At 43.3% G+C, this 23972-nt stretch carries 19 protein-coding genes; 11 read left to right on the top strand and 8 right to left on the bottom strand.

Annotated elements, in window-relative coordinates; translation table 11 throughout:
• Nucleotides 1-197: 197 nt before the first annotated feature.
• A complete protein-coding gene (gene uvrA, locus BM176_RS21235) occupies nucleotides 198-3014 on the bottom strand; it encodes an excinuclease ABC subunit UvrA (RefSeq protein ID WP_090106337.1) in 2817 nt (938 codons plus the stop codon).
• A 330-nt stretch (nucleotides 3015-3344) separates the two neighbouring features.
• On the opposite strand from uvrA, the gene BM176_RS21230 reads away from it, so the two are divergent.
• On the top strand, nucleotides 3345-3926 hold the full coding sequence (locus BM176_RS21230) for an RNA polymerase sigma factor (RefSeq protein ID WP_177230485.1): 582 nt from the start codon (nucleotides 3345-3347) through the stop codon (nucleotides 3924-3926).
• A 68-nt stretch (nucleotides 3927-3994) separates the two neighbouring features.
• On the opposite strand, the gene BM176_RS21225 is transcribed toward BM176_RS21230, so the two are convergent.
• The gene (locus tag BM176_RS21225) at nucleotides 3995-5158 is read right to left on the bottom strand and encodes an ATP-binding protein (RefSeq protein WP_090106336.1); all 1164 of its coding nucleotides are present in this window, start codon (nucleotides 5156-5158) and stop codon (nucleotides 3995-3997) included.
• 197 nt (nucleotides 5159-5355) lie between these two features.
• On the bottom strand, nucleotides 5356-6555 hold the full coding sequence (locus tag BM176_RS21220; protein WP_090106527.1) for a thiolase family protein: 1200 nt from the start codon (nucleotides 6553-6555) through the stop codon (nucleotides 5356-5358).
• Between the two features lie 135 nt (nucleotides 6556-6690).
• On the opposite strand from BM176_RS21220, the gene rlmN reads away from it, so the two are divergent.
• The 3 genes from rlmN to BM176_RS21205 are packed head-to-tail and all read left to right on the top strand — an operon-like array spanning nucleotide 6691 to nucleotide 10382.
• Nucleotides 6691-7728 carry a dual-specificity RNA methyltransferase RlmN gene (rlmN, locus tag BM176_RS21215; protein ID WP_255373561.1) on the top strand — a complete coding sequence of 346 codons (1038 nt, stop codon included), beginning with the start codon at nucleotides 6691-6693 and terminating at the stop codon, nucleotides 7726-7728.
• Nucleotides 7729-7765: 37 nt separating this feature from the next.
• The gene (locus BM176_RS32970; protein ID WP_255373560.1) at nucleotides 7766-9619 is read left to right on the top strand and encodes a pseudouridine synthase; all 1854 of its coding nucleotides are present in this window, start codon (nucleotides 7766-7768) and stop codon (nucleotides 9617-9619) included.
• Between the two features lie 19 nt (nucleotides 9620-9638).
• Nucleotides 9639-10382 carry an RluA family pseudouridine synthase gene (locus BM176_RS21205; RefSeq protein WP_090106334.1) on the top strand — a complete coding sequence of 248 codons (744 nt, stop codon included), beginning with the start codon at nucleotides 9639-9641 and terminating at the stop codon, nucleotides 10380-10382.
• 341 nt (nucleotides 10383-10723) lie between these two features.
• Here the strand turns inward: BM176_RS21205 and BM176_RS21200 are convergent, their stop codons facing one another.
• Nucleotides 10724-11359, bottom strand: a complete 636-nt coding sequence (locus BM176_RS21200; RefSeq protein ID WP_090106333.1) for a peroxiredoxin — start codon at nucleotides 11357-11359, stop codon at nucleotides 10724-10726.
• Nucleotides 11360-11763: 404 nt separating this feature from the next.
• Nucleotides 11764-12348: a hypothetical protein gene (locus tag BM176_RS21195; protein WP_090106332.1), complete on the bottom strand. Its 585-nt coding sequence runs from the start codon at nucleotides 12346-12348 to the stop codon at nucleotides 11764-11766.
• Between the two features lie 101 nt (nucleotides 12349-12449).
• Here BM176_RS21195 and BM176_RS21190 point away from each other — a divergent pair, with 101 nt between their 5' ends.
• Together BM176_RS21190 and ade are read left to right on the top strand one after the other, a co-directional pair.
• Nucleotides 12450-13451 (top strand): helix-turn-helix transcriptional regulator, encoded by a 1002-nt coding sequence (locus tag BM176_RS21190; protein WP_090106331.1) that lies wholly within the window; start codon nucleotides 12450-12452, stop codon nucleotides 13449-13451.
• Nucleotides 13452-13461: 10 nt separating this feature from the next.
• Complete coding sequence (gene ade, locus BM176_RS21185) at nucleotides 13462-15093, top strand: adenine deaminase (protein WP_090106525.1); 1632 nt, start codon at nucleotides 13462-13464, stop codon at nucleotides 15091-15093.
• Between the two features lie 200 nt (nucleotides 15094-15293).
• Here ade and BM176_RS21180 read toward each other — a convergent pair whose 3' ends face one another.
• Nucleotides 15294-16379, bottom strand: coding sequence for an anhydro-N-acetylmuramic acid kinase (locus BM176_RS21180; protein ID WP_090106330.1), 1086 nt, complete (start codon nucleotides 16377-16379; stop codon nucleotides 15294-15296).
• 111 nt (nucleotides 16380-16490) lie between these two features.
• Between BM176_RS21180 and BM176_RS21175 the strand changes: the two genes are divergently transcribed.
• From BM176_RS21175 to BM176_RS21155, 5 genes are all read left to right on the top strand, one after another.
• Complete coding sequence (locus BM176_RS21175) at nucleotides 16491-18338, top strand: vWA domain-containing protein (RefSeq protein ID WP_090106524.1); 1848 nt, start codon at nucleotides 16491-16493, stop codon at nucleotides 18336-18338.
• Nucleotides 18339-18460: 122 nt separating this feature from the next.
• Complete coding sequence (upp, locus tag BM176_RS21170; protein WP_090106329.1) at nucleotides 18461-19114, top strand: uracil phosphoribosyltransferase; 654 nt, start codon at nucleotides 18461-18463, stop codon at nucleotides 19112-19114.
• A gap of 209 nt (nucleotides 19115-19323) precedes the next feature.
• Entirely contained in the window at nucleotides 19324-20340 is a 1017-nt protein-coding gene (locus BM176_RS21165; RefSeq protein WP_090106328.1) for a PorP/SprF family type IX secretion system membrane protein, read from the top strand.
• A 156-nt stretch (nucleotides 20341-20496) separates the two neighbouring features.
• Nucleotides 20497-21276, top strand: coding sequence for an EI24 domain-containing protein (locus tag BM176_RS21160; RefSeq protein ID WP_090106327.1), 780 nt, complete (start codon nucleotides 20497-20499; stop codon nucleotides 21274-21276).
• Nucleotides 21260-21979: an SAM-dependent methyltransferase gene (locus BM176_RS21155; protein WP_090106326.1), complete on the top strand. Its 720-nt coding sequence runs from the start codon at nucleotides 21260-21262 to the stop codon at nucleotides 21977-21979. Before BM176_RS21160 ends, BM176_RS21155 begins: the two co-directional genes overlap by 17 nt.
• A gap of 102 nt (nucleotides 21980-22081) precedes the next feature.
• On the opposite strand, the gene BM176_RS21150 is transcribed toward BM176_RS21155, so the two are convergent.
• Together BM176_RS21150 and BM176_RS21145 are read right to left on the bottom strand one after the other, a co-directional pair.
• Nucleotides 22082-22462: a hypothetical protein gene (locus tag BM176_RS21150; protein ID WP_090106325.1), complete on the bottom strand. Its 381-nt coding sequence runs from the start codon at nucleotides 22460-22462 to the stop codon at nucleotides 22082-22084.
• 67 nt (nucleotides 22463-22529) lie between these two features.
• Nucleotides 22530-23906 (bottom strand): M20/M25/M40 family metallo-hydrolase, encoded by a 1377-nt coding sequence (locus BM176_RS21145; RefSeq protein ID WP_090106324.1) that lies wholly within the window; start codon nucleotides 23904-23906, stop codon nucleotides 22530-22532.
• Nucleotides 23907-23972 lie beyond the last annotated feature (66 nt).

The following is a 23972-nucleotide window of genomic DNA, read 5'->3' as shown; positions in this document are numbered from 1 at the left end:
ATCAACTGATTTTCAGCTACCTGGAGTCCCATATTAAAAAAGAAAAGAGGTGCATCAAAAGTATGATGCACCTCTTTTCTTTTTTAATATGGGACTCAATTCAAAGGCCCCGCCCACTTGGCTTGAGGGAAGGTTACCGTTTATATGATTATTAACGCAATTATTCTACTTTTTAGTCAATCCGATTAGAATATTTTTTACAAATATTTACCGGTATAACTGTTTTTCACCTTTTTCAATCCTTCCGGCAAACCGGCGTATAGCAATTGTCCGCCACCAGCACCGCCTTCCGGCCCCAGGTCTATTACCCAGTCGGCACACTTAATCACATCCATATTGTGCTCTATTACCAGTACGGTATGCCCTTGTTCAATCAGTGCATTAAAGGATGCCAGTAATTTCTTGATATCATGAAAATGCAGACCGGTTGTAGGTTCGTCGAAGATGAACATGATATGTCCCTGTGCTTTTCCTTTACCAAGGAAAGATGCCAGTTTCACACGCTGTGCCTCGCCACCACTCAGGGTATCACTACTCTGTCCCAGCTTCACGTAACCTAGTCCCACATCACTTAAAGGACGGATTTTGTTGCATACATCTTTCTCATCTTTGAAGAAATCCAGTGATTCTTCCACGCTCATAGAAAGTACATCGTAGATGTTCTTTCCTTTATAGGTTACTTCCAGCACTTCTTCCTTAAAACGTTTTCCCCCGCAGGTTTCACACACCAGGTGAACATCTGCAAGGAACTGCATTTCTACGACCACTTCTCCTTCTCCTTTGCAGGTGTCGCAACGGCCACCATCTACGTTGAAGGAAAAATGCTTGGGTTGGAAGCCGCGCATTTTGCTCATGGGTTGTTTGGAATACAGATCCCTGATTTCATCGTATGCTTTAATATAAGTGACAGGGTTGGAACGGGATGATTTACCGATAGGATTCTGGTCAATCATTTCCACCTGGGTGATATCATCCAATGCGCCTTTCAGAGCACGGTGCTGGCCTACTCTTTCGGCAAATTCGCCTTTCAGTTTCATCAATGCCGGGTAAAGGATCTGTTTGATGAGGGTTGTTTTACCTGATCCGCTCACGCCGCTTACAACTGTCAGCACCTGTAATGGGAATTCCACGTCGATATTCTTCAGGTTATTCTGCCGGCAGCCTTCCAGTGAAATGGTTTTTTTCCATTTACGAACATGTGCTGGCGGTTCTATTGTCAGTTGTCCGCTAAGATATTTTCCGGTGAGGCTTTTTGAATCTTTCAGGATCTCCTGGTAATTACCGGCAAAGATCACTTCTCCACCAAGATGACTAGCCAGTGGCCCCATATCTATAATATAGTCAGCCTCTTGCATCATCTGCTCATCATGTTCTACCACTACAACGGTATTGCCAAGGTCGCGCAGTTCTTTCATTACACCGATGAGGCGGTGTGTATCTCTTGCATGCAAGCCAATACTCGGCTCATCGAGAATATACATGGAGTTGGTGAGATTACTGCCCAGAGAGCGGGTCAGCTGGATGCGCTGGCTTTCTCCACCACTCAGTGTGTTGGCCAGGCGGTTCAGTGTAAGATAGCTAAGCCCCACATCCAGCAACGTTTTAAGGCGGTGATGAATTTCTACCAGGATCCTTTTACCCACTTGCTGGTCGTATTCTGTCAGTTTCAGGTTATTGAACCATTCGTTCAGGTTTTCAACAGGCAGATCTACGAGGTCAGCGATGTTGGTATCATTGATTTTGATGTACAATGCTTCTTTACGTAAACGGCCGCCATTACATTCAGGGCAGAGGGTGCGTCCGCGGTAGCGGGATTGTAAAACGCGGTATTGAACTTTGTAGAGGTTTTGTTCCACCATCTTAAAGAACTCATGCAGTCCGTAGAAGTGTTCGTTACCTGTCCACAACAGCTGATATTGTTCATCTGTAAAGTCAGAGATTGGCTTGTGTACCGGGTAGTTAAATTTACGGGCAACCTTGATCAGCGCGTCTTTGTATTCGCCCATCTTTTCACCTCTCCAGGGAGCAATGGCTCCTTCGAAAATACTTAAGCGTTTATCCGGAATCACCAGGTCTGCATCGATTCCCAATACTTGTCCGAAGCCTTCGCAGACAGGGCAGGCGCCGTATGGATTATTGAAGGAGAACAGGTTAGGCACCGGTTCTTCAAACTGAATACCATCCAGTTCAAAGCGGTTGGAGAAATGCTTCATTTCATTGCTGTCCACTTCTACCAGGCAATCGCCCTCACTTTCGTAAAAAGCGGTTTGTACGCTGTCTGCAATCCGGTGCAGGTCATCCTCATCAAATTCTTTTGCCACTACACGATCTACCAGCAGGTAAGCATCTTTGCTAACGGTGGGCTTTTTATCTTCCAGCAGCTCTTCTATACGTAATAGTTTCCCTCCGGTCTTATCCTTCACGTATAAACGGGTAAACCCTTTCTGCATCAGGATCTGAAGTTCTTCCTTAACCTCCCGTTTGGCATGGCGGCGAAAAGTTACCAGGAGCTGTACTTTGGCTCCAGCAGGGAGTTTCTTAATATAATCTACCACATCACTCACCTCATGCTTTTTCACCAGTTGTCCGGATACGGGGGAATATGTTTTACCAATACGGGCAAAGAGCAACCGCAGGTAATCGTAGATCTCTGTCATAGACCCCACAGTAGAACGCGGAGTACGTGTAATCACTTTCTGTTCAATAGCAATAGCGGGGCAGATTCCTTTGATATAATCTACATCTGGTTTATTCATACGCATCAGGAACTGGCGGGCATAAGAGCTGAGGCTCTCTGCGTACCTGCGTTGACCTTCCGCATATAGTGTATCCATTGTTAATGATGACTTACCCGAACCAGACACGCCTGTAACCACTACGAGTTTATTACGGGGGATGCCTACACTTACATTTTTCAGGTTATGTACCCGTGCGCCTTTAATGAATATCTGATCTTTGGTGCTAACTGACTGATCGTCAGTTATTGCTTCCGTTTTCTTCACTTTAGTAGCCATGATCCTACAAATTTCCTCAAAAGTTTAGAATTCTTCCGTTAAATATCGAAAGTAAGATATTCCGGGATAATTATATTCGCTCTGAATATGTTACGCAGCAAAGTGCCTGCCCTGCCGTGGTTGCCATTCTTAACCCTGTAAAAAATCATTAAGAAATAGGTATAAACTCATCTTGTTTTATTGAACTATTCCATTATATTTGCAATACATAGATTTTAACGATTCTCTAACATATCATAAAACTGCCACTTATAGCATAAACTCTACACAATACCTACAGACTGTTAAAAGTCCGTTTTTTTATTTTAAAACCCGCTATTGTAGATGTTTATGCAAGTAATGTACAAACTTAGTGACGAGCAATTAATTACCCTCTTTAAGAAGGGTCATGCCAATGCATTGGAAGAATTAGTGCACAGGCACAAAGACAAGATCTATACCTCCATCTTTTTACTGGTGAAAGATTCTTTTCTGGCAGAAGATATTTTCCAGGATACATTTATAAAAGTAATTGATACAATACGGGCAGAACGTTATACGGAGAAGGGCAAGTTTCTTCCCTGGGCTATACGTATAGCACATAACCTCTGTGTAGACCACTTCCGCAAAATTAAAAGGAATCCGATCATCAAGACAAGTGATGATAAGGATATCTTTAATGTATTGGGCTTCAGCGAAAGCAGTGCAGAAGAAAAGATGATCGCCCGGCAGAGCCATGACCGTGTGCGCAGGATGCTGGATATGCTACCTGAAGAACAGCGGGAGGTGATCATTCTACGTCATTACGCAGATCTTAGTTTCAAAGAAATTGCTGACCTCACACATGTGAGTATCAATACCGCATTAGGTCGTATGAGATATGGCCTGATAAATCTCCGTAAAATGATGACGGAGAAGCAAATTTGTTTGTAATCCGTTTTTTTGCTTGCCATCAGCGGGCGGCCGGTTTAATCTCCGACCGCCCGTTCTTTTGTGTATTATTAATCAGAAATATGCTTCCAGCTTAACACAGTATACTGGGTTCTTTTTTCATTTTCTGATCCTCCGTAAATAAGGGTTTTATTTACCTGAGCAGGTGCAGCGATTTCTTCAAAGCGATCCATCTCTTTAAACAAACCAGAATTAACTGTTTGTGTAGCCTTAATCTCGAAAATTGAAAAGCCCTGTCCCATTTTCATAAGTAAATCCACTTCATGAGCATTACTATCCTGCCAGAAATAATAATCCTGATGAAGATATAAATGATGATTCTTTTTTTGATATTCTGCAAGGATCATATTTTCAAACACATGTCCTTTTAATCTGTTTTCTTCTAACTCATCCGCTGATCTTATTCCCAATAAATAATTTAATAAACCGGTATCATAAAAATATAGTTTAGGGCTTTTTACTAATCGCTTATTAAAATTCTGATGATAAGGCTGCAAAAGAAAAATAATATAACTGCTTTCCAATATAGAAAGCCATGCTTTGGCTGTTATATTGGAAATATCGCATTCATTAGCCAGGGCGCTAATATTCATTAATTGTCCGGCACGGCCAGCACACAAACCTAAAAATGTTCGAAAAAGTTTTAAGTTACTTATATTCAATAGTTCTGTAACATCTTTCTCTATGTAGGTCTGAACATAATTAGCATAAAATATAACAGGATCAATATCCCGATCAAAAATGGCAGGATAAAAACCTTTAATACCTGCATTGGTGTATGAATCGGCCAGCAGACTATTTGTCTTTAATTCCGTAAAGTCCAAAGGAAGTAATTTAAACAACGCCACTCTACCAGCCAGGGTTTGAGTAATACTAGTAAGTAAATGAAAATTTTGTGACCCAGATAGTATATACTGTCCCATCATTTTAGATTCATCAACCCGGCCTTGAATATAGGAGAATAATGTGGGTACCCGCTGAACTTCATCAATTATAACTTTCTGATCATATTGATTTAAAAAACCGACAGGGTCCTCTTCTGCAAATGAGCGTGTGTTCGGATTTTCAAGTGAAACATAACGGTAATCGCTAAAAATTTCTCTTAATAAGGTTGTTTTACCAGACTGCCTGGGGCCAGTAACTGCAAGTACAGGAAATTTTGATTTTTGAGCCCTTATTATTGGTGTTAACTGCCGGGGAATGAATGCACTCATTAGCAATTGATTTATAAGCAAATATACACCAAACTTTCAATTTACATAGCCTACACTATATAATTTACATAACTCCTACTATATAAATTACATAGAGTTCACTTATCATTTTACATAATGGAGCACAATTAAAAGGGCTTTTATCTGGCTCTCTTGGTGCCAGATAAAACCCTTTTAATTGTGTAAAAAAGTTCCTCTTATATTTTCTCGTACACGATTGCTGCTCCCTGCCCTACTCCCACACACATAGTAGCTAAACCATACTTCACACCGGACCTCCGTTTCATTTCATGCATCAGTGTAGCCGTAATACGGGCGCCACTGCATCCCAACGGATGACCAATGGCGATAGCACCTCCGTTCACATTGATATTTTCTATATTCAGCTCCAGATCACGGATACAGGCGAGCGACTGCGCTGCAAAAGCCTCATTCAGCTCTATCAGATCCAGTTGCTGAGCAGTGATTCCCGCTCTGCGCAATGCTTTCCGGGTAGCCGGTACAGGACCTACACCCATTATTGAAGGATCAATACCGGCTACCGCCATCGCATTGATCTTCATGATGGGGGTAAGATTATATTGTTTCAGGGCCTGCTCAGATACGATCAGGACCATAGCAGCTCCGTCATTAATACCGGATGAGTTACCCGCAGTTACGCTCCCGTCTTTTGCAAAAGCAGGTTTTAGTCCTGCCAGTTTCTCGAAGGAAGTTTCTCTTGGAGGCTCATCAATAGAAAAGATTACCTGCCCCTGTTTGTTTGGGGTGACAGCAATAGGGATTATTTCGGCGTCCCATTTGCCGGCATCCAGCGCATGTTTATATTTCACCTGGCTCTGCAGCGCAAAATAATCCTGGTCTTCACGACCGATATTCCACTGGCGGGCCACATTTTCTGCGGTTTCGCCCATAGAATAGGGATGATACATGTCTGTCAGCGCTTTATTGGGGAAACGCCAGCCAATAGTAGAATCATAGATTTCCGTTTTACGGCTGAAGGCACCATCAGCTTTGGGCATCACCAATGGAGCGCGGGTCATGCTTTCCACGCCACCAGCCAGGTATATGTCGCCCTCACCGCACATTACAGCGCGGGCAGCATCCATAATAGCCTGCAGGCCGGAAGCACAGAGGCGATTCACGGTATTGCCGGGTACGGTTACCGGTAGTCCGGCCAATAAAGCGGCCATACGGGCCACATTCCGGTTATCTTCCCCTGCCTGATTGGCATCGCCCGCTATTACATCCTCAATCGCAGCCGGATCCAGGGTGGGATTGCGTTGTATCAGGGCTTTGATCACATGAGCCAGCATATCGTCTGGCCGGATGGTGCTCAGCGCCCCACCGTAACGGCCGATGGGTGTACGTACCGCGTCTACTATATAAGCAGCTTGCATTGTTTTGGGTGATTGCTTTTGGTTATAAAAGGCTGTAAATGTAGGTAAAAAGTCCATCGACTAAAAAATCCTTACCTTTGCTGCTACTTTCGACTGCCGTAAGGCAGACATTATCTCATTTAAAGGTCAATAAAATTGGGCAAAACAAACATCCGGCATCTTAATTTACCGGCATTACAGGAATACTTCGGGTCAATTGAAGAAAAGCCATTCCGCGCAAAGCAAGTATATGAATGGCTTTGGCTGAAACAAGCCAACAGCTTCGACGCGATGACCAATCTCTCCAAAGAACTCCGCAGCAAATTGGAAGAGCATTTCACACTGCCAGCAGTAAAAGTGGATGCAACACAACACAGTGCAGACGGCACCATCAAAAATCGCTTCCGGTTACATGACGGACACCTTGTGGAAGGGGTACTCATCCCCACAGATACCAGGCAAACAGCCTGCGTTTCTTCACAGGTAGGTTGCAGCCTGAGCTGTAAATTCTGTGCTACCGGCTACATGGACCGTAAACGTAACCTCGATTTCGACGAAATTTTCGATGAGGTTGCCCTGCTAAATAAACAGGCACTGGAGTCCAGCGGCAAGAAACTTACCAATATTGTATACATGGGAATGGGCGAGCCACTGCTCAACTACAGGAATGTTCTGCAATCTATTGAACGCATCACTTCTCCCGACGGGCTCGGCATGTCTCCAAAACGTATTACAGTATCCACTGCGGGCGTATCTAAAATGATCCGTCAACTGGGAGACGACCAGGTAAAATTCAATCTGGCCCTTTCATTACATGCAGCCAACGATGTAAAACGCAGTGAAATCATGCCTATCAACGATACCAACAATCTACAGGTATTGATTGAGGCATTGAACTACTTCTATAAATGCACGCAGAACCAGATCTCATTTGAATATATCCTGTTCAAGGACTTCAATGATTCCCTGAAAGATGCGGACGAACTCATAAAAGTTTACCGGCAGGTTCCTGCAGATCTCATTAATATTATTGAATATAATCCCATCTCCAACGCACGCTTCCAGAAACCGGAAGAAGATGTGGCAGATGCCTTTATGGAATATCTCGGCAAACACCGTGTAAATGCACGCCTGCGCCGTAGCCGTGGTAAAGACATTGATGCTGCCTGCGGACAACTGGCAAATAAAGGTTGATCCGTTTCCTGCGAATAATTAAAAATTTATCAGACAGATGAAAAAGAATGCTTCTGCAAAAAAGGGATTTTCCCCTTTTAAAGAAAATAAAAGCAGTTCAAATAAAAAAGCACCTAAGCCAAACAATGGTGCATACAGACCACGCAGAACAAAATCTGCAGATGATGACGCCCGTGGCGAGAAACGTGCAGAAGGCGACAAACCGGAAAGAGGCGAATGGAAACGTCCCGAACGCCCCGAGAGAGAGAAAACAGATCGTAAATTCGGAGAGAAAGCTCCCCGTAGTGAAGGAAATAAGTTCTGGGACAAATCAGAACCAAAGCGTACTGAAAGAAACGAGAGCAGTGAAAGACCTGAGAGAGGAGAAAGAACGGAACGGAAACGTGCTGATAGCGCAAGACCTGAAAGAGGTGACAGAAGAGAGAAAGTAGAACGTAAGTCACGCCCCGAAGGCAGAAATGAAAGACCTGAAAGAGCAGAAAGAAGCAAACGTCCGGATGGCGAACGCGAAGAACGCAAAGCCTTCCGTGAAAAAGGTGAAAGGTCTGAACCAAGAGCACGCATAGCAGGAAAACCAGCAGCGAAGAAAACCGCTAATGGCAGAACTCCGTTCAAGCCACGTGTACAAAATGATGACAGCGCTTTCCATAGTGGCTCCAGCAGCAAAGATACCCGTAGCGAAGAGCGCTCTACTCCAAGTGGTTTTAACCGCAAGAAATTCTTTGATACAGCCAACGAGCGTTTTGCAGATAAACAGGATCGTAAAACTGAAAGAAAGCCGCGTCGTGATGATGATTCCAGCTTTGCCGACAGAAAAGATCGCAGTAGTGATACAAGAAAGCCGCGTCGTGACGATGATTCCAGTTTTGCCGACAGGAAAGATCGCAGTAGTGATACGAGAAAACCACGTCGTGACGATGATTCCAGTTTTGCCGACAGGAAAGACCGCAGTAGTGATACGAGAAAACCACGCAGGGACGGCAATTCCAGCTTTGCTGACAGGAAAGACCGCAATAGCGATACAAGAAAACCACGCAGGGACGGCAATTCCAGCTTTGCTGACAGGAAAGATCGTGATAGCGATACAAGAAAACCACGCAGGGACAATGATTCCAGCAAGGAATTCGGAGCACACCGTACCCGTAAATGGGAAGAAGGTGAATCTACTGTGCCAGGGGAAATGCCGCTGAACAAATACATCGCGCATTCCGGCCTTTGCTCCCGTCGTAAAGCCGTAGATTTTGTGAAAGAAGGGAAAGTAACGGTGAATGGAATAGTGATTACAGAGCCTGCAACTAAAGTGACTGCCAAAGACGAAGTGGCTATCAGCAATAAACGAATCAATATCCAGAAAAACCTGGTATACATCCTGCTGAACAAACCAAAAGGATACATCACCACTACCGACGATCCTGAAGGCCGTAAAACAGTCATGGAACTGATAGAAGATGCTACCACTGAAGAAAGGGTATACCCTGTAGGCCGCCTGGACCGCAATACATCCGGTTTGCTGCTGCTGACCAATGATGGGGAACTGGCACAGAAACTGGCGCATCCCAAACACAACATTCGTAAAATATATCATGTAGGACTGGATAAGCCCCTTACCAAAGCAGACTTCGACCAGATAGTTGAAGGTGTGACATTAGAGGATGGTGTGGCTGCTGTAGATGCTCTGGGTTATGTGGAAACTAACGACAGGAAAGAAGTAGGTATCGAAATCCATAGTGGTAAAAACCGCATTGTACGCCGCATCTTTGAACACCTGGGTTATGAGGTGGAAAAACTGGATCGCGTTACTTATGCCGGCCTGACTAAAAAGAATGTCAATCGTGGTAAATGGCGTTTTCTCTCAGAAAAGGAAGTCATCCTACTGAAACATTTTAAATAACAGCCTATCTACTACAATTATGAGGATTAACGACATCATTATAAAAGAAACACCGGACTTTGTTATACTAAACAAACCAGCCGGCATGTTAACAATACCCGACAGGCATGATAACCAGTTATCATCTCTTCAGGGACTACTGAAGAAACATTACGGTGAGATCTTTACGGTACACCGCCTGGATAAGGATACGAGCGGGATCATCCTTTTTGCCAAAAATGAGGCAGCTCATAAATACTTTTCACAGTTATTCGAGTCCAGAAATGTGAAAAAATTCTATCAGGGACTGGTAAATGGCCAGCTTACCCCCTCCACTGGTACAGTGGAACAGGCTATTATAGAACATCCTGTTCAGAAAGGCAAAATGGCTATCAACAGCAAGGGTAAAGCTGCGGTTACAGATTACGAAGTACTGGAGTCTTTCGGCCTCTACAGTCTGGTTAAACTCCAGATCCATACCGGCCGTACACACCAGATCAGGGTACATATGAAATACCTGGGGCATCCGATAGCTGTGGATGAGCTATATGGAACTGAAACGCCTGTATTTCTTTCTGCAATCAAGAAGACCTATAAACTGGGAAAGAGAACTGAAGAAGAGCGTCCGTTGTTAAAGCGGTTAGGCCTGCATGCATGGCAGTTGCATTTTGCCGATCAAAAAGGAGAGCAACATATCATAGAAGCACCTTTGCCAAAAGATATCCAGGCAGTAGTAACCCAGTTAAGGAAGAATAGTGGAAGAAGCACTGAGTTGACACTCTAATCTGTTTTGAAAATAATAATACTTGAAAGGGCTCCTTATGGAGTCCTTTTGTATTTAATGAAGGTGCTAAGACCAGCGTAAAAGCTATTACTAAGTAAAATAAAGACATTGTCAATCACCTGAAAATAAGTTTCATTGAGAGAAAACCTATTAGGTCAGATTCAACAGTAAAAGAGTGTTGTTCACAACTGGTATAAAAAGAAAAACGGGGAAAAATCCCCGTTTCGTAAAAATCAAAAACCAACCATTAAAAACTCTTATGAATAAAAACCTGTCACCACGTGTGTGCAGGTTTTATACGGTTAAATTTTGTATGCTTTTCCAAGAAGATTGCCCACAGCTTACTTATTAGGCTGAGGTGTTGTTCTCAGGTAAGGCTTGATAATTTTGTGTCCTCTGGGGAAGCGTGCAGGAATATCCTCAGTTTTCACCGCAGCAGTAACGATCACATCTTCACCATCTACCCAGTTTGCCGGTGTAGCTACACTATAGTTAGCTGTCAGCTGCAGGGAATCAATTACACGTAATACCTCATGGAAGTTTCTTCCTGTAGAGGCAGGGTAAGTGATCATCAACTTTACCTTTTTATCTGGTCCAATTATAAACAGCGATCTTACCGTAAATGTTTCAGAAGCATTTGGATGAATCATATCGTACAGATCAGATACTTTTCTGTCCTCATCTGCGATAATAGGGAAATCAACATCCGCATTCTGTGTTTCGTTAATATCCTTGATCCAGCCCTGGTGTCTTTCAAGTCCATCCACACTCAATGCCAGTACCTTTACATTACGTTTTGCAAATTCACCTTTCAGTTGGGCTGTTTTACCCAGTTCTGTAGTACATACCGGTGTATAATCCGCGGGATGTGAAAACAGTACACCCCAGCTATCGCCCAGGTATTCGTAAAAATCTATATCTCCTATTGATGTCTTCGCCTGAAAGTTTGGCGCCGTGTCCCCTAGTCTTAAGCTCATAATTAGATCTTTTTACAGTTTCAAAAGTAGGATATTCCTACAATTATTATAGACTTTACTTTTCTTTTTTATAAAAAAATCCCTGTCTGAGGGGGACAGACAGGGATGGGATATAACAAACAACTCATACTAAACGCATTATGGATTATGCTTAATAATATAAGCGGTCCAATTCTGCTGGGGGTACAGGGTTTTCAAGGATAGGTTAGGGTTAAATGGATGTCATCACGCTTTCTTTTAAGGTTTTATTTACCAGTATTTGTTTGGGAGATCTGTGAGACTGGCTTTCACACAGAGCCCTTTCAGGGTTAAATGATTCCTTCTTCAAGACAGACTATAAGTGTGTTTTTGAGGTTAATGGTGAAATAGGTGTTTCAAACAGTTACAGTATATGGGTCAATGGATTACATCGTTCTTTCTTTCCAGGCATAATAGGCCAGTGTATATTTAAGATCATCAGCCAGATCAGCTTTTACCCGGGCAGCATCTTCCTCAAAATCAAGTTCCAGGTAACCCAGATAGAGATCATAGCTTTTATGCAGCATTTCCATGCAATGGTCAATCTTCTTTACATACTGCCTGGTTTTGGCAGGAATTAAAGGCGTCACCTCTTCAATATAATAGCATTCACCTTTGGTATATTCTATCCAGTTACCGTCTTCACGGCGTCCCGGGCGGGTAAACCGAAAATTCATGTTATCAAACACCACAGCCGAACCCAGTTCTGCTTCAAGGTCTATCATCTCAGGAATCTGGCGCATATTTTCCAGCTGGTGTACAATAGTCATCTGTACCGCATCACTCCTGTCTTTTACATGGCGCAACATGGTATTCAGTACTTCATAGCTGGTTACAAAATCGCAACGGTGCCATCCATCTGCCTTTTGCAGGTGCCCCCAGAATGTTAAATAATTGGAATCATCCAGAATGATCTGTCCTATTGATATAGCCTGAAAGATCTGTGCGGTTGCTGTATTTACCTTATTCATAACTATTAGGTGTTAATAACACTACAAATGTAGTTGGCCATTACGCAGCGAATATGCGTAGCGAATTTTACCTATTTTTATCTTCTAAATAAATACTGTCCATGCCGAAAAATAAGGATGCCGTATCGCGTTATCGCTGGATAGATGAGCGGCTCCGCAATAAACGCTTAAAGAAACCCACCCTGGATGACCTTATCGCATATGTATCCAAAAAAATGGATGCTTCTATTTCTGTACGTACTATCCAAAAAGACATACAGGACATGCGCCATGACCCCGAGCTCAATTATCAGGCACCCATCCTGTACGACCGGAGCACCGGTACATACCGCTATGATGACGATAACTACTCCATCAGTAGTATTCCTATTGATGAAGCAGATCTTCAGGGACTTGAAATAGCTATCAGTATACTGGAACAGTTTCGCAGTCTGCCTGTAATAGAACAGTTTGAGGATACTATCCTTAAAATAGCTGCCAGCTTAAAACAGAACCGTGAGGTGATGGAACATAAAGGGCTGATCAAATTCTCCCGCGCTACGCAGTATAAAGGGGCCTCTCATATCCCGGTGATTGTAGATGCGATCAAGAACCTGGAAGTAATCCGGATTGCCTACCAGAGCTTTGACAGAACGGAACCCAAAGAACACTGGGTAGAACCTTACCATGTACGTGAATATCAGTCCCGCTTCTATCTCATCGGTAAAAGTCAGAAAGCGAAAGGTGGTACCTTACTTACATTTTCACTGGACAGGATCATAGACCTCTGGCCTACAGATAAAAAATTTGACGAGAAGAATTTTGATGATGCGAGTTATTACCAGCATGCAATAGGTATTACAGTCCCACTGGGAGAACCTGAAAAAGTGTTGCTGGCATTCACTCCCCTGCAGGGAAAATATATCAAGTCACAACCCATCCATCCTTCTCAGGCAATAGAATCAGACAATGAAAAAGAATGTCGTGTATCACTCAACGTTGTAATCAATCATGAGTTGCAAATGCTCTTACTGAGTTACGGCGCCCATGTAAAAATATTACAGCCACAGTCGCTGGCAGACAAAATTGCGGCAGCGGCAAAGGCCATGCTTGAACTCTATTAATACCAGTTATATGAAAACATTTGAGGTATCAGGTAACCTTATAGACATATTACAGCAAAGCATCTACCCCGCTACCATACAGGTAACAGACGGACGGATCAGCAGTATTACACCAAATGAAAACGTATACGATCAGTACCTGCTGCCGGGATTCATTGATGCGCATGTACATGTGGAAAGTTCCATGCTCACCCCTTCACAGTTTGCAAGACTGGCGGTTGTACATGGTACCATAGCCACGGTATCAGACCCTCATGAAATAGCCAATGTACTGGGCGTGGAAGGTGTAGAATATATGCTGAAAAACGGAAAGGAAGTGCCATTCAAATTCTGCTTTGGTGCTCCCTCCTGTGTACCTGCTACAACTTTTGAAACAGCAGGAGCAACAGTGAGTGTGACAGATGTGGAAGCCCTGCTGCAAAAGCCCGAAGTGCTTTACCTTACAGAGATGATGAACTTCCCAGGAGTGCTGCATCAACAGCCGGATGTTATGGAAAAAATTGCAGCAGCAAAACGTGCAGGAAAACCGGTAGACGGCCATGCGCCGGGATTACGCGGTAAAGATGCACAACAATATATTGCTGCCGGTATCAGCACAGATCATGAATGTTTTACAGCTGAAGAAGCATTGGACAAATTGCAATATGGTATGCACATCCTGATAAGGGAAGGCAGTGCAGCCAGAAACTTTGATGCCCTCATTCCTCTGCTGCACGATTATCCTGAAATGATCATGTTCTGCAGTGATGATAAACATCCGGATAACCTGGTGGAAGGACATATTAATGTACTGGTGAAACGTGCACTCGCACTGAAAATAGACATGTTCAAAGTGTTGCGTGCCGCCTGTGTAAATCCTGTGTTGCATTATAAAATTCCTGCCGGCCTGCTGCGGGTGGGCGATCCTGCCGATTTTATTATAATTGATGATCTTCATTCCTTCAACATCCTGTCTACTTACATCAATGGAGAACAGGTAGCAGAAAATGGCCAAACACTGATCCCTTCTATCATTGCACCAGTGATCAATAATTTTGACTGTAGACCGGTGACTCCTTCCCACTTCCACATTCCTGCCAGTGGCAACACTGTGACTGTTAAAGTAATAGAAGCACTGGATGGGCAACTGATCACAAATAGTTTATTGAAAACATTACCTGTTAATGATGGTTTGGTTCATAGTAATGTTGAAAAGGATGTACTGAAACTTGCGGTTGTAAACCGCTACCATCCTGCTCCGGTGGCACTTGGGTTTATCAGGAACTTTGGATTTACACAGGGAGCTATTGCGTCTTCTGTAGCGCATGATAGTCATAATATTATTGTGGTAGGTGTTGATGACATAAGTATATCTCTTGCAGTAAATGCGGTGATTGAAGAGAGAGGTGGTGTGAGTGTAGTAAGTAATGGAGAGGTGAGCGTACTGGCGTTGCCGGTAGCAGGACTGATGAGTAACATCGATGGTTATGCCGTTGCTACAAGGTATAGTGAACTGGATGCAGCAGCGAAGGCGCTGGGAAGTCAGCTGGGAGCACCTTTTATGACGCTTTCCTTTATGGCATTACTGGTAATACCACATCTGAAGCTGAGTGACTTAGGGTTGTTTGATGGGGATAGTTTCAGCTTTACAAAAGTGATTTAATGTAGGGGTAACCCCGAAATAATACGTGTAGATGTGCTGATAGAGCGCGAATGCGATTGCTAATGATCATAAATACACTTTGTCTGCCGTGATGTTTAGGTGAAGCATAATAAAGATCTAATCTAAAATCTTATCCCAAAGCTAAATTAAGAAACAAAACAGGCAGACGCAGTGTATTTATGATCATTAGCAATCTATAACTATATCGCCCATAAAGCACCGCCCACACTATCCTTCTCAGCACCTGTAACAGATGCCAGCGCATTAGGTTCCTGCCTCCAGCGTAGCGTTCCAAGAAGCGCCATCATCAATGCATTTCTGAATGTAACGGTTTGTGCTTCAGGTGTGACGATTTCAATATTATATGACTGTAGTTGTTCACGGATGTTTTGCAGCAGAAAACTGTTAAACACCCCCCCACCCGTCAGTAATAACTTTTGTTCCTGTTCAGAACCACTTTGCAGCTGAGAGATAGCTTTTGCAATCTGTGTAGCGATATGATGAGTGTAAGTATTTAGTTTTCCCTGTGTGGAAAGCTGATGTCCCTGAATGAGCGGTAATACAGTACCTGTACCGAATTTGCCTGCCAGTGTTTTAGGGTAATCCTGTCCATAATAAGATAAGCCATTCAGGGATTCTAACAGCGCGCTGTCGGTAACTCCGCCTGCAGCCAGCTTACCATCTTCGTCGAAAGGCTTACCCAGCGTTTCTGCCAGGGCGTCTAATATATAGTTACAGGGACAGATATCGAATGCGATAAAGCGGTTATCTACTATGGAAGAGATGCTTGCGTTTCCGCCGAGGTTGAGGCGGTAGCGGTAATCCGGGAACAGGAGTTGTTCGGCGACAGGCATGAGTGGCGCCCCTTTCCCTCCCAGGGCTACGTCCATAGCACGCAGATCGCTGATTACCGGTAAACCTGTTACGGCGGCAATAGCAGCGCCTTCTCCTAACTGAGCCGTCATTTTCTGTGAAGGCATATGGAACACCGTATGACCGTGAGCAGCAATGAAATGCACCTGATGATCTAACTGATAAGTGGCAATAAAGTCCTTTACGGTATAACCGATATAATGACCGAATTCACTATTCAACAGCAGGTAATCCCTGGCGGAGGCATCTACAGCTCCTGCCAGTTTCTCTTTCCACTCTATAGTATAAGGTTGGCGTTCTGCTGCTTTAATCTCGTATGTCCATTTACCCCTTACCTCTGTCAATGCAGCAAAAACAAGATCTAATCCATTCAGCGAATTACCTGACGTTATCCCTATTACATTATATACCATCCACTAAAATTTGTGCAAAAGTAAATAATGTGGATTGAGTAGATATTTTTTTTCTGCCTTATGGAATCAAAGAATATTCTACATCATACTACCAGATTAAAACAATTCACCATGCAAAAATATCTTTTTCTCTTATTGGCAGGACTTATCAGCCTGACTGCACAGGCACAGCGCAATATTACCGGCATTGTTACGGATGCCAGTAACAAAGCTCCGCTACCAGGAGTTGCTATCAGGGTTCAGGGCAGTCCTAACGGCACTGTAAGCAATGCAAAAGGCGTTTTCCAGCTCAGGATACCAGCAGGAAAGGCGACTCTGGAAGTCACTTATATAGGATATCAAAAGGTCATTGTAGCTGTGAAGGCAAAGGATAGTGTGATAAAGATCCAGCTGAATCCAGACAATTCAGCGTTAAATGAAGTGGTAGTAGTAGGTTATGGGGAGGCTAAAAAAAAGTCAAGGATGGCAAGCAGTGTAACCAGCGTAAAGATTAACAGCGCAGACCAGGGTATGTCATATTATCCATCGCCGGTAGTTCAACAACCTAATACGGAAAGCTACAATGGTATCAATGAAAACAGCTTTCATGGTGTTAAAGATCAGCCACTCAGTACTTTCTCTATCGATGTAGACCGTGCTTCCTATACCAATGTCAGGCGCTTTCTGAATAGCGGGCAATTACCACCTGCTGATGCTGTAAGGGTGGAAGAAATGATCAACTACTTTGATTATCAGTATAAAAATCCTACAGGCAAAGATCCGGTAGCTATTTACACAGATATGTCGATCTGCCCTTGGGAGCCTACCCATCAACTGGTACGTGTTGCCCTGAAGGCAAAAGATGTATCGAAAGAAAACCTGCCACCTTCCAACCTGGTATTTCTGATAGATGTATCCGGCTCTATGGCTGAAGAAAATAAGCTCCCTCTGCTCAAACAGGCCATGAAAGCACTTGTACAGGAACTGCGTCCGTCAGACAGGGTATCCATTGTTGTATATGCAGGTGCAGCCGGCGTGGTATTACCATCCACTTCCGGCGGCGAAAAGAAAAAGATTCTGGATGCATTGGAAAATCTGCAGGCTGGTGGATCTACAGCAGGTGGAGAAGGAATTAAACTAGCCTACAGTACTGCTGCTGAACATCTCCTGGAGCATGGCAATAACAGGGTGATTATTGCGACTGATGGTGATTTTAACGTAGGCCCTTCCAGCGATAACGAACTACTTCATATCATTGAAAAAGAGCGTGAAAAGGGGATCTTTTTATCTGTACTGGGTTTTGGAATGGGCAACTATAAAGACAGTAAACTGGAACTGCTGTCTGATAAGGGCAATGGAAACTATGCTTACATCGATAATTTTGAAGAAGCCCGTCGCACTTTTGTTACAGAATTTGGTGGTACCCTGTTTACCGTGGCAAAAGATGTAAAACTACAGATAGAGTTTAATCCGAAATATGTACAGGCATACCGCCTGGTGGGATATGAAAACCGCATGTTACAGAATGAAGATTTCAACAACGATAAAAAAGACGCAGGTGAGATGGGGGCAGGCCACACCGTTACAGCCCTTTATGAGGTGATTCCTACCGGGAATAAAGAAGGAACGGCCAATTGGGTAGATCCGCTGAAATACCAGCAGCAAACCATCATAGGTGGTAATACTGCGGAAGTATTGACAGTAAAACTCCGGTATAAAGAACCTAAGGAAAACACCAGCCAGTTAATAAGTAAGGTGCTGCCCTGGAAAGACCAGCAGATCACCGCTCTGCCAGATGATTTTCAGATGGCCACTGCTGTAGCTGCCTTCGGCATGTTATTACGTAACTCTGAATATAAAGGAAATGCCACTTATGACCAGGTATTAACACTGGCCAATAAAGCAAAGGGAGAAGATCCTGAAGGATACAGAGCAGAATTCGTACAACTGGTTAAAAAAGCCATGATTATAAAAAATTAGCCGCAAGGCATTGTTAGCCTCTAAACCGTTAGCAATCAGAGCCGTATAAAAATTTCTTTATACGGCCTGATTCTAACCCCCAATCAGTTAACACTACAATGAAAAATGTGTACTTTGCATTTATGTTGATTAATCTAAGTAACACCAATTCGCTGGTAGGAGAATGGCTAAGTGAGATCAGGAGTATGGACATTCAGACAGACAGAATGCGTTTCAGACGTAACATGGAACGTGTAGGAGAAATAGCAGCCTACGAAATCAGCAAAACATTGGAATACGTAGAAAAAGAAGTCCAGACTCCCCTGGGCATTGCAAATTGCCGCGTATTAAAAGAACAACCGGTACTGGCTACTATTTTAAGAGCAGGACTGGCATTACACCAGGGATTACTTCATTATTTTGACAAGGCAGATCATGCCTTTATTTCAGCCTATCGTAAACACAAACATGATGGCTCTTTTGATATCAGCCTGGAATATGTATCCAGTCCTTCCATTGAAGGGCAGGTAGTGATCATATCAGATCCGATGCTGGCTACAGGGGCCTCCCTTGTAAAAACAATCGAATATCTCCAGGGGATCGGAAAACCCAAACATATTCACCTGGTGGTGGCAATTGCCTGTACCGTAGGAATTGAATATGTACAAAGACATGCAGGCAGTAACCTGAGCATCTGGGCAGGAGATATTGATGATGAACTGACAGCCAAAGGCTATATCGTTCCGGGGCTTGGAGATGCAGGTGATCTTGCCTTCGGGAACAAATTGCAGCAATAAAATAACTACCAGTATAAGTAAGACAGGACCATTTTCAACCAGAAAGGGCTAGTTAACCAATAAAAAATTATCATAAAATACTTGTTCATTATTAATTAGTTAGGGCGATCTCAACCTTACAATTATATATTTTTAATTTGCGATATGATGAGTTTTTAATACCTTCACATGGAACCATGAGAAAACCCTATACTTATAAGTATTGTTTTATGAAGAAAGTGTTGCTTTTTTTCACCATCACTCTTTACATGATGAACCCGGCCAGGGCGCAGGATCCGCATTTTTCGCAATTCTTCGCATCTCCCCTTACTTTGAATCCGGCCTTTACAGGTCTTTTTTCCGGTGATTACCGGGTTTCGGGTAACTACCGGTCCCAGTGGAGAAGTATCTCAACACCCTTCACTACAGGTACTGCGGCTATTGATTTCGGCATCCTGAAGAATGCAATTAATTATACTGACATATGGGGCGTTGGCGTAATGGCAATGTATGACAGAACAGGCGGAGGTGCATTGACTTCCACATACCTGAGCTTCAGTACTGCCTACCATAAAGGTCTGGACCCAGAAGGGAACCATACACTGGCAGTCGGTATACAGGCTACTTACGTGCAGAAACGCCTGGACCAAAGTAAATTGGTATTCGAAAACCAGATAGATAACAACGGTTATAACCCTGCTATTCCAAGTGGTGAAACCTTTGTGAATCCATCTATATCATATATAGATCCTAATATTGGGATCCTTTACAACGGATTGATAGGCGAATCTTCCAACATTTATCTTGGTACTTCCTTTTATCATATTACTCAGCCTACTGAAACATTCATGGCGCAGAATAATAACCGTCTCACCACAAGATGGACTGCTCACGGTGGAGGTTCATTCCCTGTAGGTGGTTCCAACCGTCTCCATGTAAGTACGCTGTATATGAAACAGAGCACAGCTTCTGAGTTTACTATCGGTGGTGCTTATGGATTTGATCTGAATGGTGATGAAGATAACCCAACTGTATTCTACCTGGGTAGCTGGTATCGTCTGAAAGATGCGATCAATCCATATGTAGGTATGCAGATCAATGGTTTTACAGTAGGTCTTAGCTACGATATGAACGTTTCTTCATTGAAACCCGCTTCCAACTACCGTGGAGGTATGGAGCTTTCAGTTATTTACATTCATAAGAAGAACGACGGTAACAAATACAGAACTCTCTGTCCGAGGTTCTGATCAGATAATTATACATAAGAAAACCTGCCGGTTGCATCAGCCTGGCAGGTTTTTTATTTCTGCCTTCCACATTTTTTTCTATTGTTCCACTGATTTTTAGTTACTTACAACCGGATTGATAATCAGTAAGGCTTACTAATCACTAAATACAAGCAATTGTTTTCATTCAGAGAAGTACTGGCAGCCGTGCAAGCTTATGGGAAAGCACATCAGTTTATCATGCAGCACAAATTATGGAAATGGATACTGGTGCCGGGTATCCTTTACTGCATCTTATTTATTACTGGGAGTTATTTTGTTTGGGGATATTCGGGAGAGTTCGTAGAATACCTGTTTAACCTGCTTCCTATCAGGGTATGGATTCAGGATCTGGCAAGCAGCTGGATCAGTTTCTTTTTTATCCTGCTGGCATTCTCCATCAGGATGGTGTTCCTCTTATTGTATTTTTCTTACTACAAATACTTGTTCCTGGTATTGGGTTCTCCGTTATTCGCTTATCTCTCAGAGAAGACAGAGGCGCTGCTGGAACGCCGGGAATTCCCTTTCAGCATGCAACAATTCCTGAAAGATATGATGCGGGGCATCCGGTTATCATTACGGAATATGCTGTACCAGACCATCTGTGTGCTGATGCTGATCATCCTGTCTTTCATTCCTGTAGTAGGATGGATCACTCCACTGATAGCCTTTTTCGTAGAATGCTATTTTTATGGCTTTTCTATGATGGATTATAGCTGTGAGCGTCATCAGCTGACAACAAAACAAAGTATTACTTTTATAAAAGAGCACCGGGGCATAGCACTGGGCAATGGGATGGTATTCTACCTGCTGATGTTCATTCCTGTACTGGGATGGGTAATGGCACCATCTTATGCTGTTATTGCCGCTACTATTCACTTATCAGATAAACGACTGTTGCATGGAGCCCGTTGGTAAAGTATACCTGATCCCTACCTTATTAAGTCCGGATACATTACATACCATTCCACCGTATGTAACTGCTGCGGTACAACGGATCAAGGTATTTTTTGTTGAGAATGAACGTACTGCACGCCGTTATATGAAAGCGTTGGACAGAACTGTCAATATTGATGAGATGCAGTTGCTGCTGATGGATTCGCATAATCCTCCGGATGTTGCGCTGGCAAAGAAAACGTTGCTGGCCGGACAGGATATTGGGGTTATCAGCGAGGCGGGATGTCCTGCGATAGCTGATCCAGGGCACCTGGTGGTGAAAGCGGCACATAGTATTGAGGCGCCTGTGATACCAATGGTTGGACCTAATTCTATTATACTGGCGCTTATGGCATCAGGCATGAACGGACAGAATTTCCAGTTTGTGGGATACCTGCCTGTAAAACCAGCAGAAAGAATGAAAGCTATAGTTGAACTGGAAACGCAGGCACACAAGAAGAAACAAACACAGATCTTCATTGAAACTCCTTATCGTAATAACTATATTCTGAAAGATATCCTGAGCAGTTGTAAAGATCATACACTACTCTGTGTGGCTGCAGATATTACCGGCGCAGAAGAATATATACATACAAAAACGATCAAGGCGTGGAAACAAACTACTTTACCTGAACTGAATAAAAAACCGGCCATATTCCTGCTATATGCAGGAGAACCGGAATAAGTATTACTTCCTGGTGGAGTCAATATCATAATATAAAAGCGCCTGTATCAGAAGTCCGATACAGGCGCTTTTATATTATGATTCCCAGTAGAGATATGACAGTTAATTGTAGTTAGGATCCTTCATTGAAATCACGCTATCTACTATAAAATTGCTGTATCCTCTCCAGGGAATAGCTCCCAGGTATTCTTTGTAATGCAGTTCCACCAGTTTACCACTGGCAGTCATCAGTTGCTGTGCAATACGTTCATCTGCTACTGAAAACTGGAATTCATTTGACTGTAATGCTCCTGGTTGTTTGGAACGGTATCCTGTCTGGATCAAACGACCTTCATATGTTTTAAAGATGTATCCTTTCTGTACAAAATAATTCAACTCCCCAGCCTTCACGCCCCGGCCAAATACAAAGTAATATTTATAACCTACAAAGCAGGCCAGTATCACAACGATACCCAGAACAAGAAACAGTAGAAATCTGCGCATAATATTATAAGGTTTTAAGAGCTCTATACTGGAGAGCGACTAAAAGGCCGGCCTCCAGTAAGAAATACTACAGTCCGTATTTGTCCACAAGATAAATCAATGCAGCCATGCTGAACGCACCCAATTCCAGTTCTCTTTTATTTACAGCTGAAAACACATCATTTACAGCATGATGCAGATCAAAATACCGCTGAGAATCCGGCAATAATTCTCCCATAGCGACTCCTGTTGCTTCATGCAGTTCACCTACATCTACACCACCACCTTCGGAACTAAAATCGTATACATCATATGGGAGGAACAATGGAGCCCATGACTTAATCTTTTCTCTCTTTTCCTGTGGCATAGTAAAAGAAAAACCACGTGGAGTGAACCCGCCGGCATCACTTTCCAGCGCAAAAATATGTTGCTCATTAGCTGCTTTCGCCACCTCTGCATACTTCTTACCACCACGGGAACCGTTTTCTTCATTGGCAAATAGTACGATGCGTAATGTATGTTTAGGACGGATCCCCAATGCTTTGAACGCTCTTAATATTTCGATAGACTGTACACAACCGGTACCATCATCATGTGCACCTTCATTCACATCCCAGGAATCCAGATGACCACCTACTGTAATGATCTGTTCCGGATGTTCAGTACCCTTTATTTCTGCTATCACATTATGTCCTATCGTATCTGGTAACATGCGGCAACTGGTGCGCAAGTATATTTTCAGATCTGATTCGTCTTTCAAACGGTTGCTCAGCAGATCAGCATCTTCCAGACCTAATGCTACTGCAGGGATTTTCGGGAAAGAGTCGTTGTACGCCATTGCTCCTGTGTGCGGGAAATTGTTGGCACCATGAGTCATAGATCTTATCATGATAGCTACTGCACCATATTTAGCTGCACGACTGGCTCCGCGTCCACGGTATCTTACTGCATCTCCGTAAGAATCGAACGTGTGAATAAACGCAGGGTTAAAAGGGTAGTTATAAAATACGATCTTCCCCTTCACCTGATCTTTTTTTGCTTCCAGTTCTTCAAACGAAGAAACTTCCAATACGGGAGCCGTTATACCAGCAGGAACGCTACCCACAGAATTACCCAGGGCCAGTACCTGCAAAGGCGGGATGAAATCACGACGGCGGGAAATAATCCGCACTTCTTCTTTTGCACCACGTACCCAGTGAGGTACCTGGCAGGCTTGCAGGTATACAGTGTCTGCACCGGACTCTTTTAATGCCTTTACCCCCCATTGTTCTGCTTTCGCCATTTGCGGAGACCCCGCCAGGCGACCGCCCACCTGTTTGGTTAATACTCTTAGCTGCTCATATGCTTTACTGTGAGTAAGCACTTCTGTTGCCAGCTGACGTAACTTTAATGAATCATTCTCTAATTGTTGTGCACTTGCCGTAATAGAACATACAAGTAAAACCGGCAGTAGGAATCTTCTCATAAACACAGGCTATTTAAGATTTAAAGCTAAATAATTACTGCTGTTATTTCAAATATGCAAGGATGG

It is taken from the genome of Chitinophaga sp. CF118 (assembly GCF_900112615.1).
In the GTDB taxonomy this organism is placed as follows: domain Bacteria; phylum Bacteroidota; class Bacteroidia; order Chitinophagales; family Chitinophagaceae; genus Chitinophaga.
Note: the sequence above shows the minus strand (reverse complement) of the source record. Positions and strands in the feature narration are given on the sequence as shown.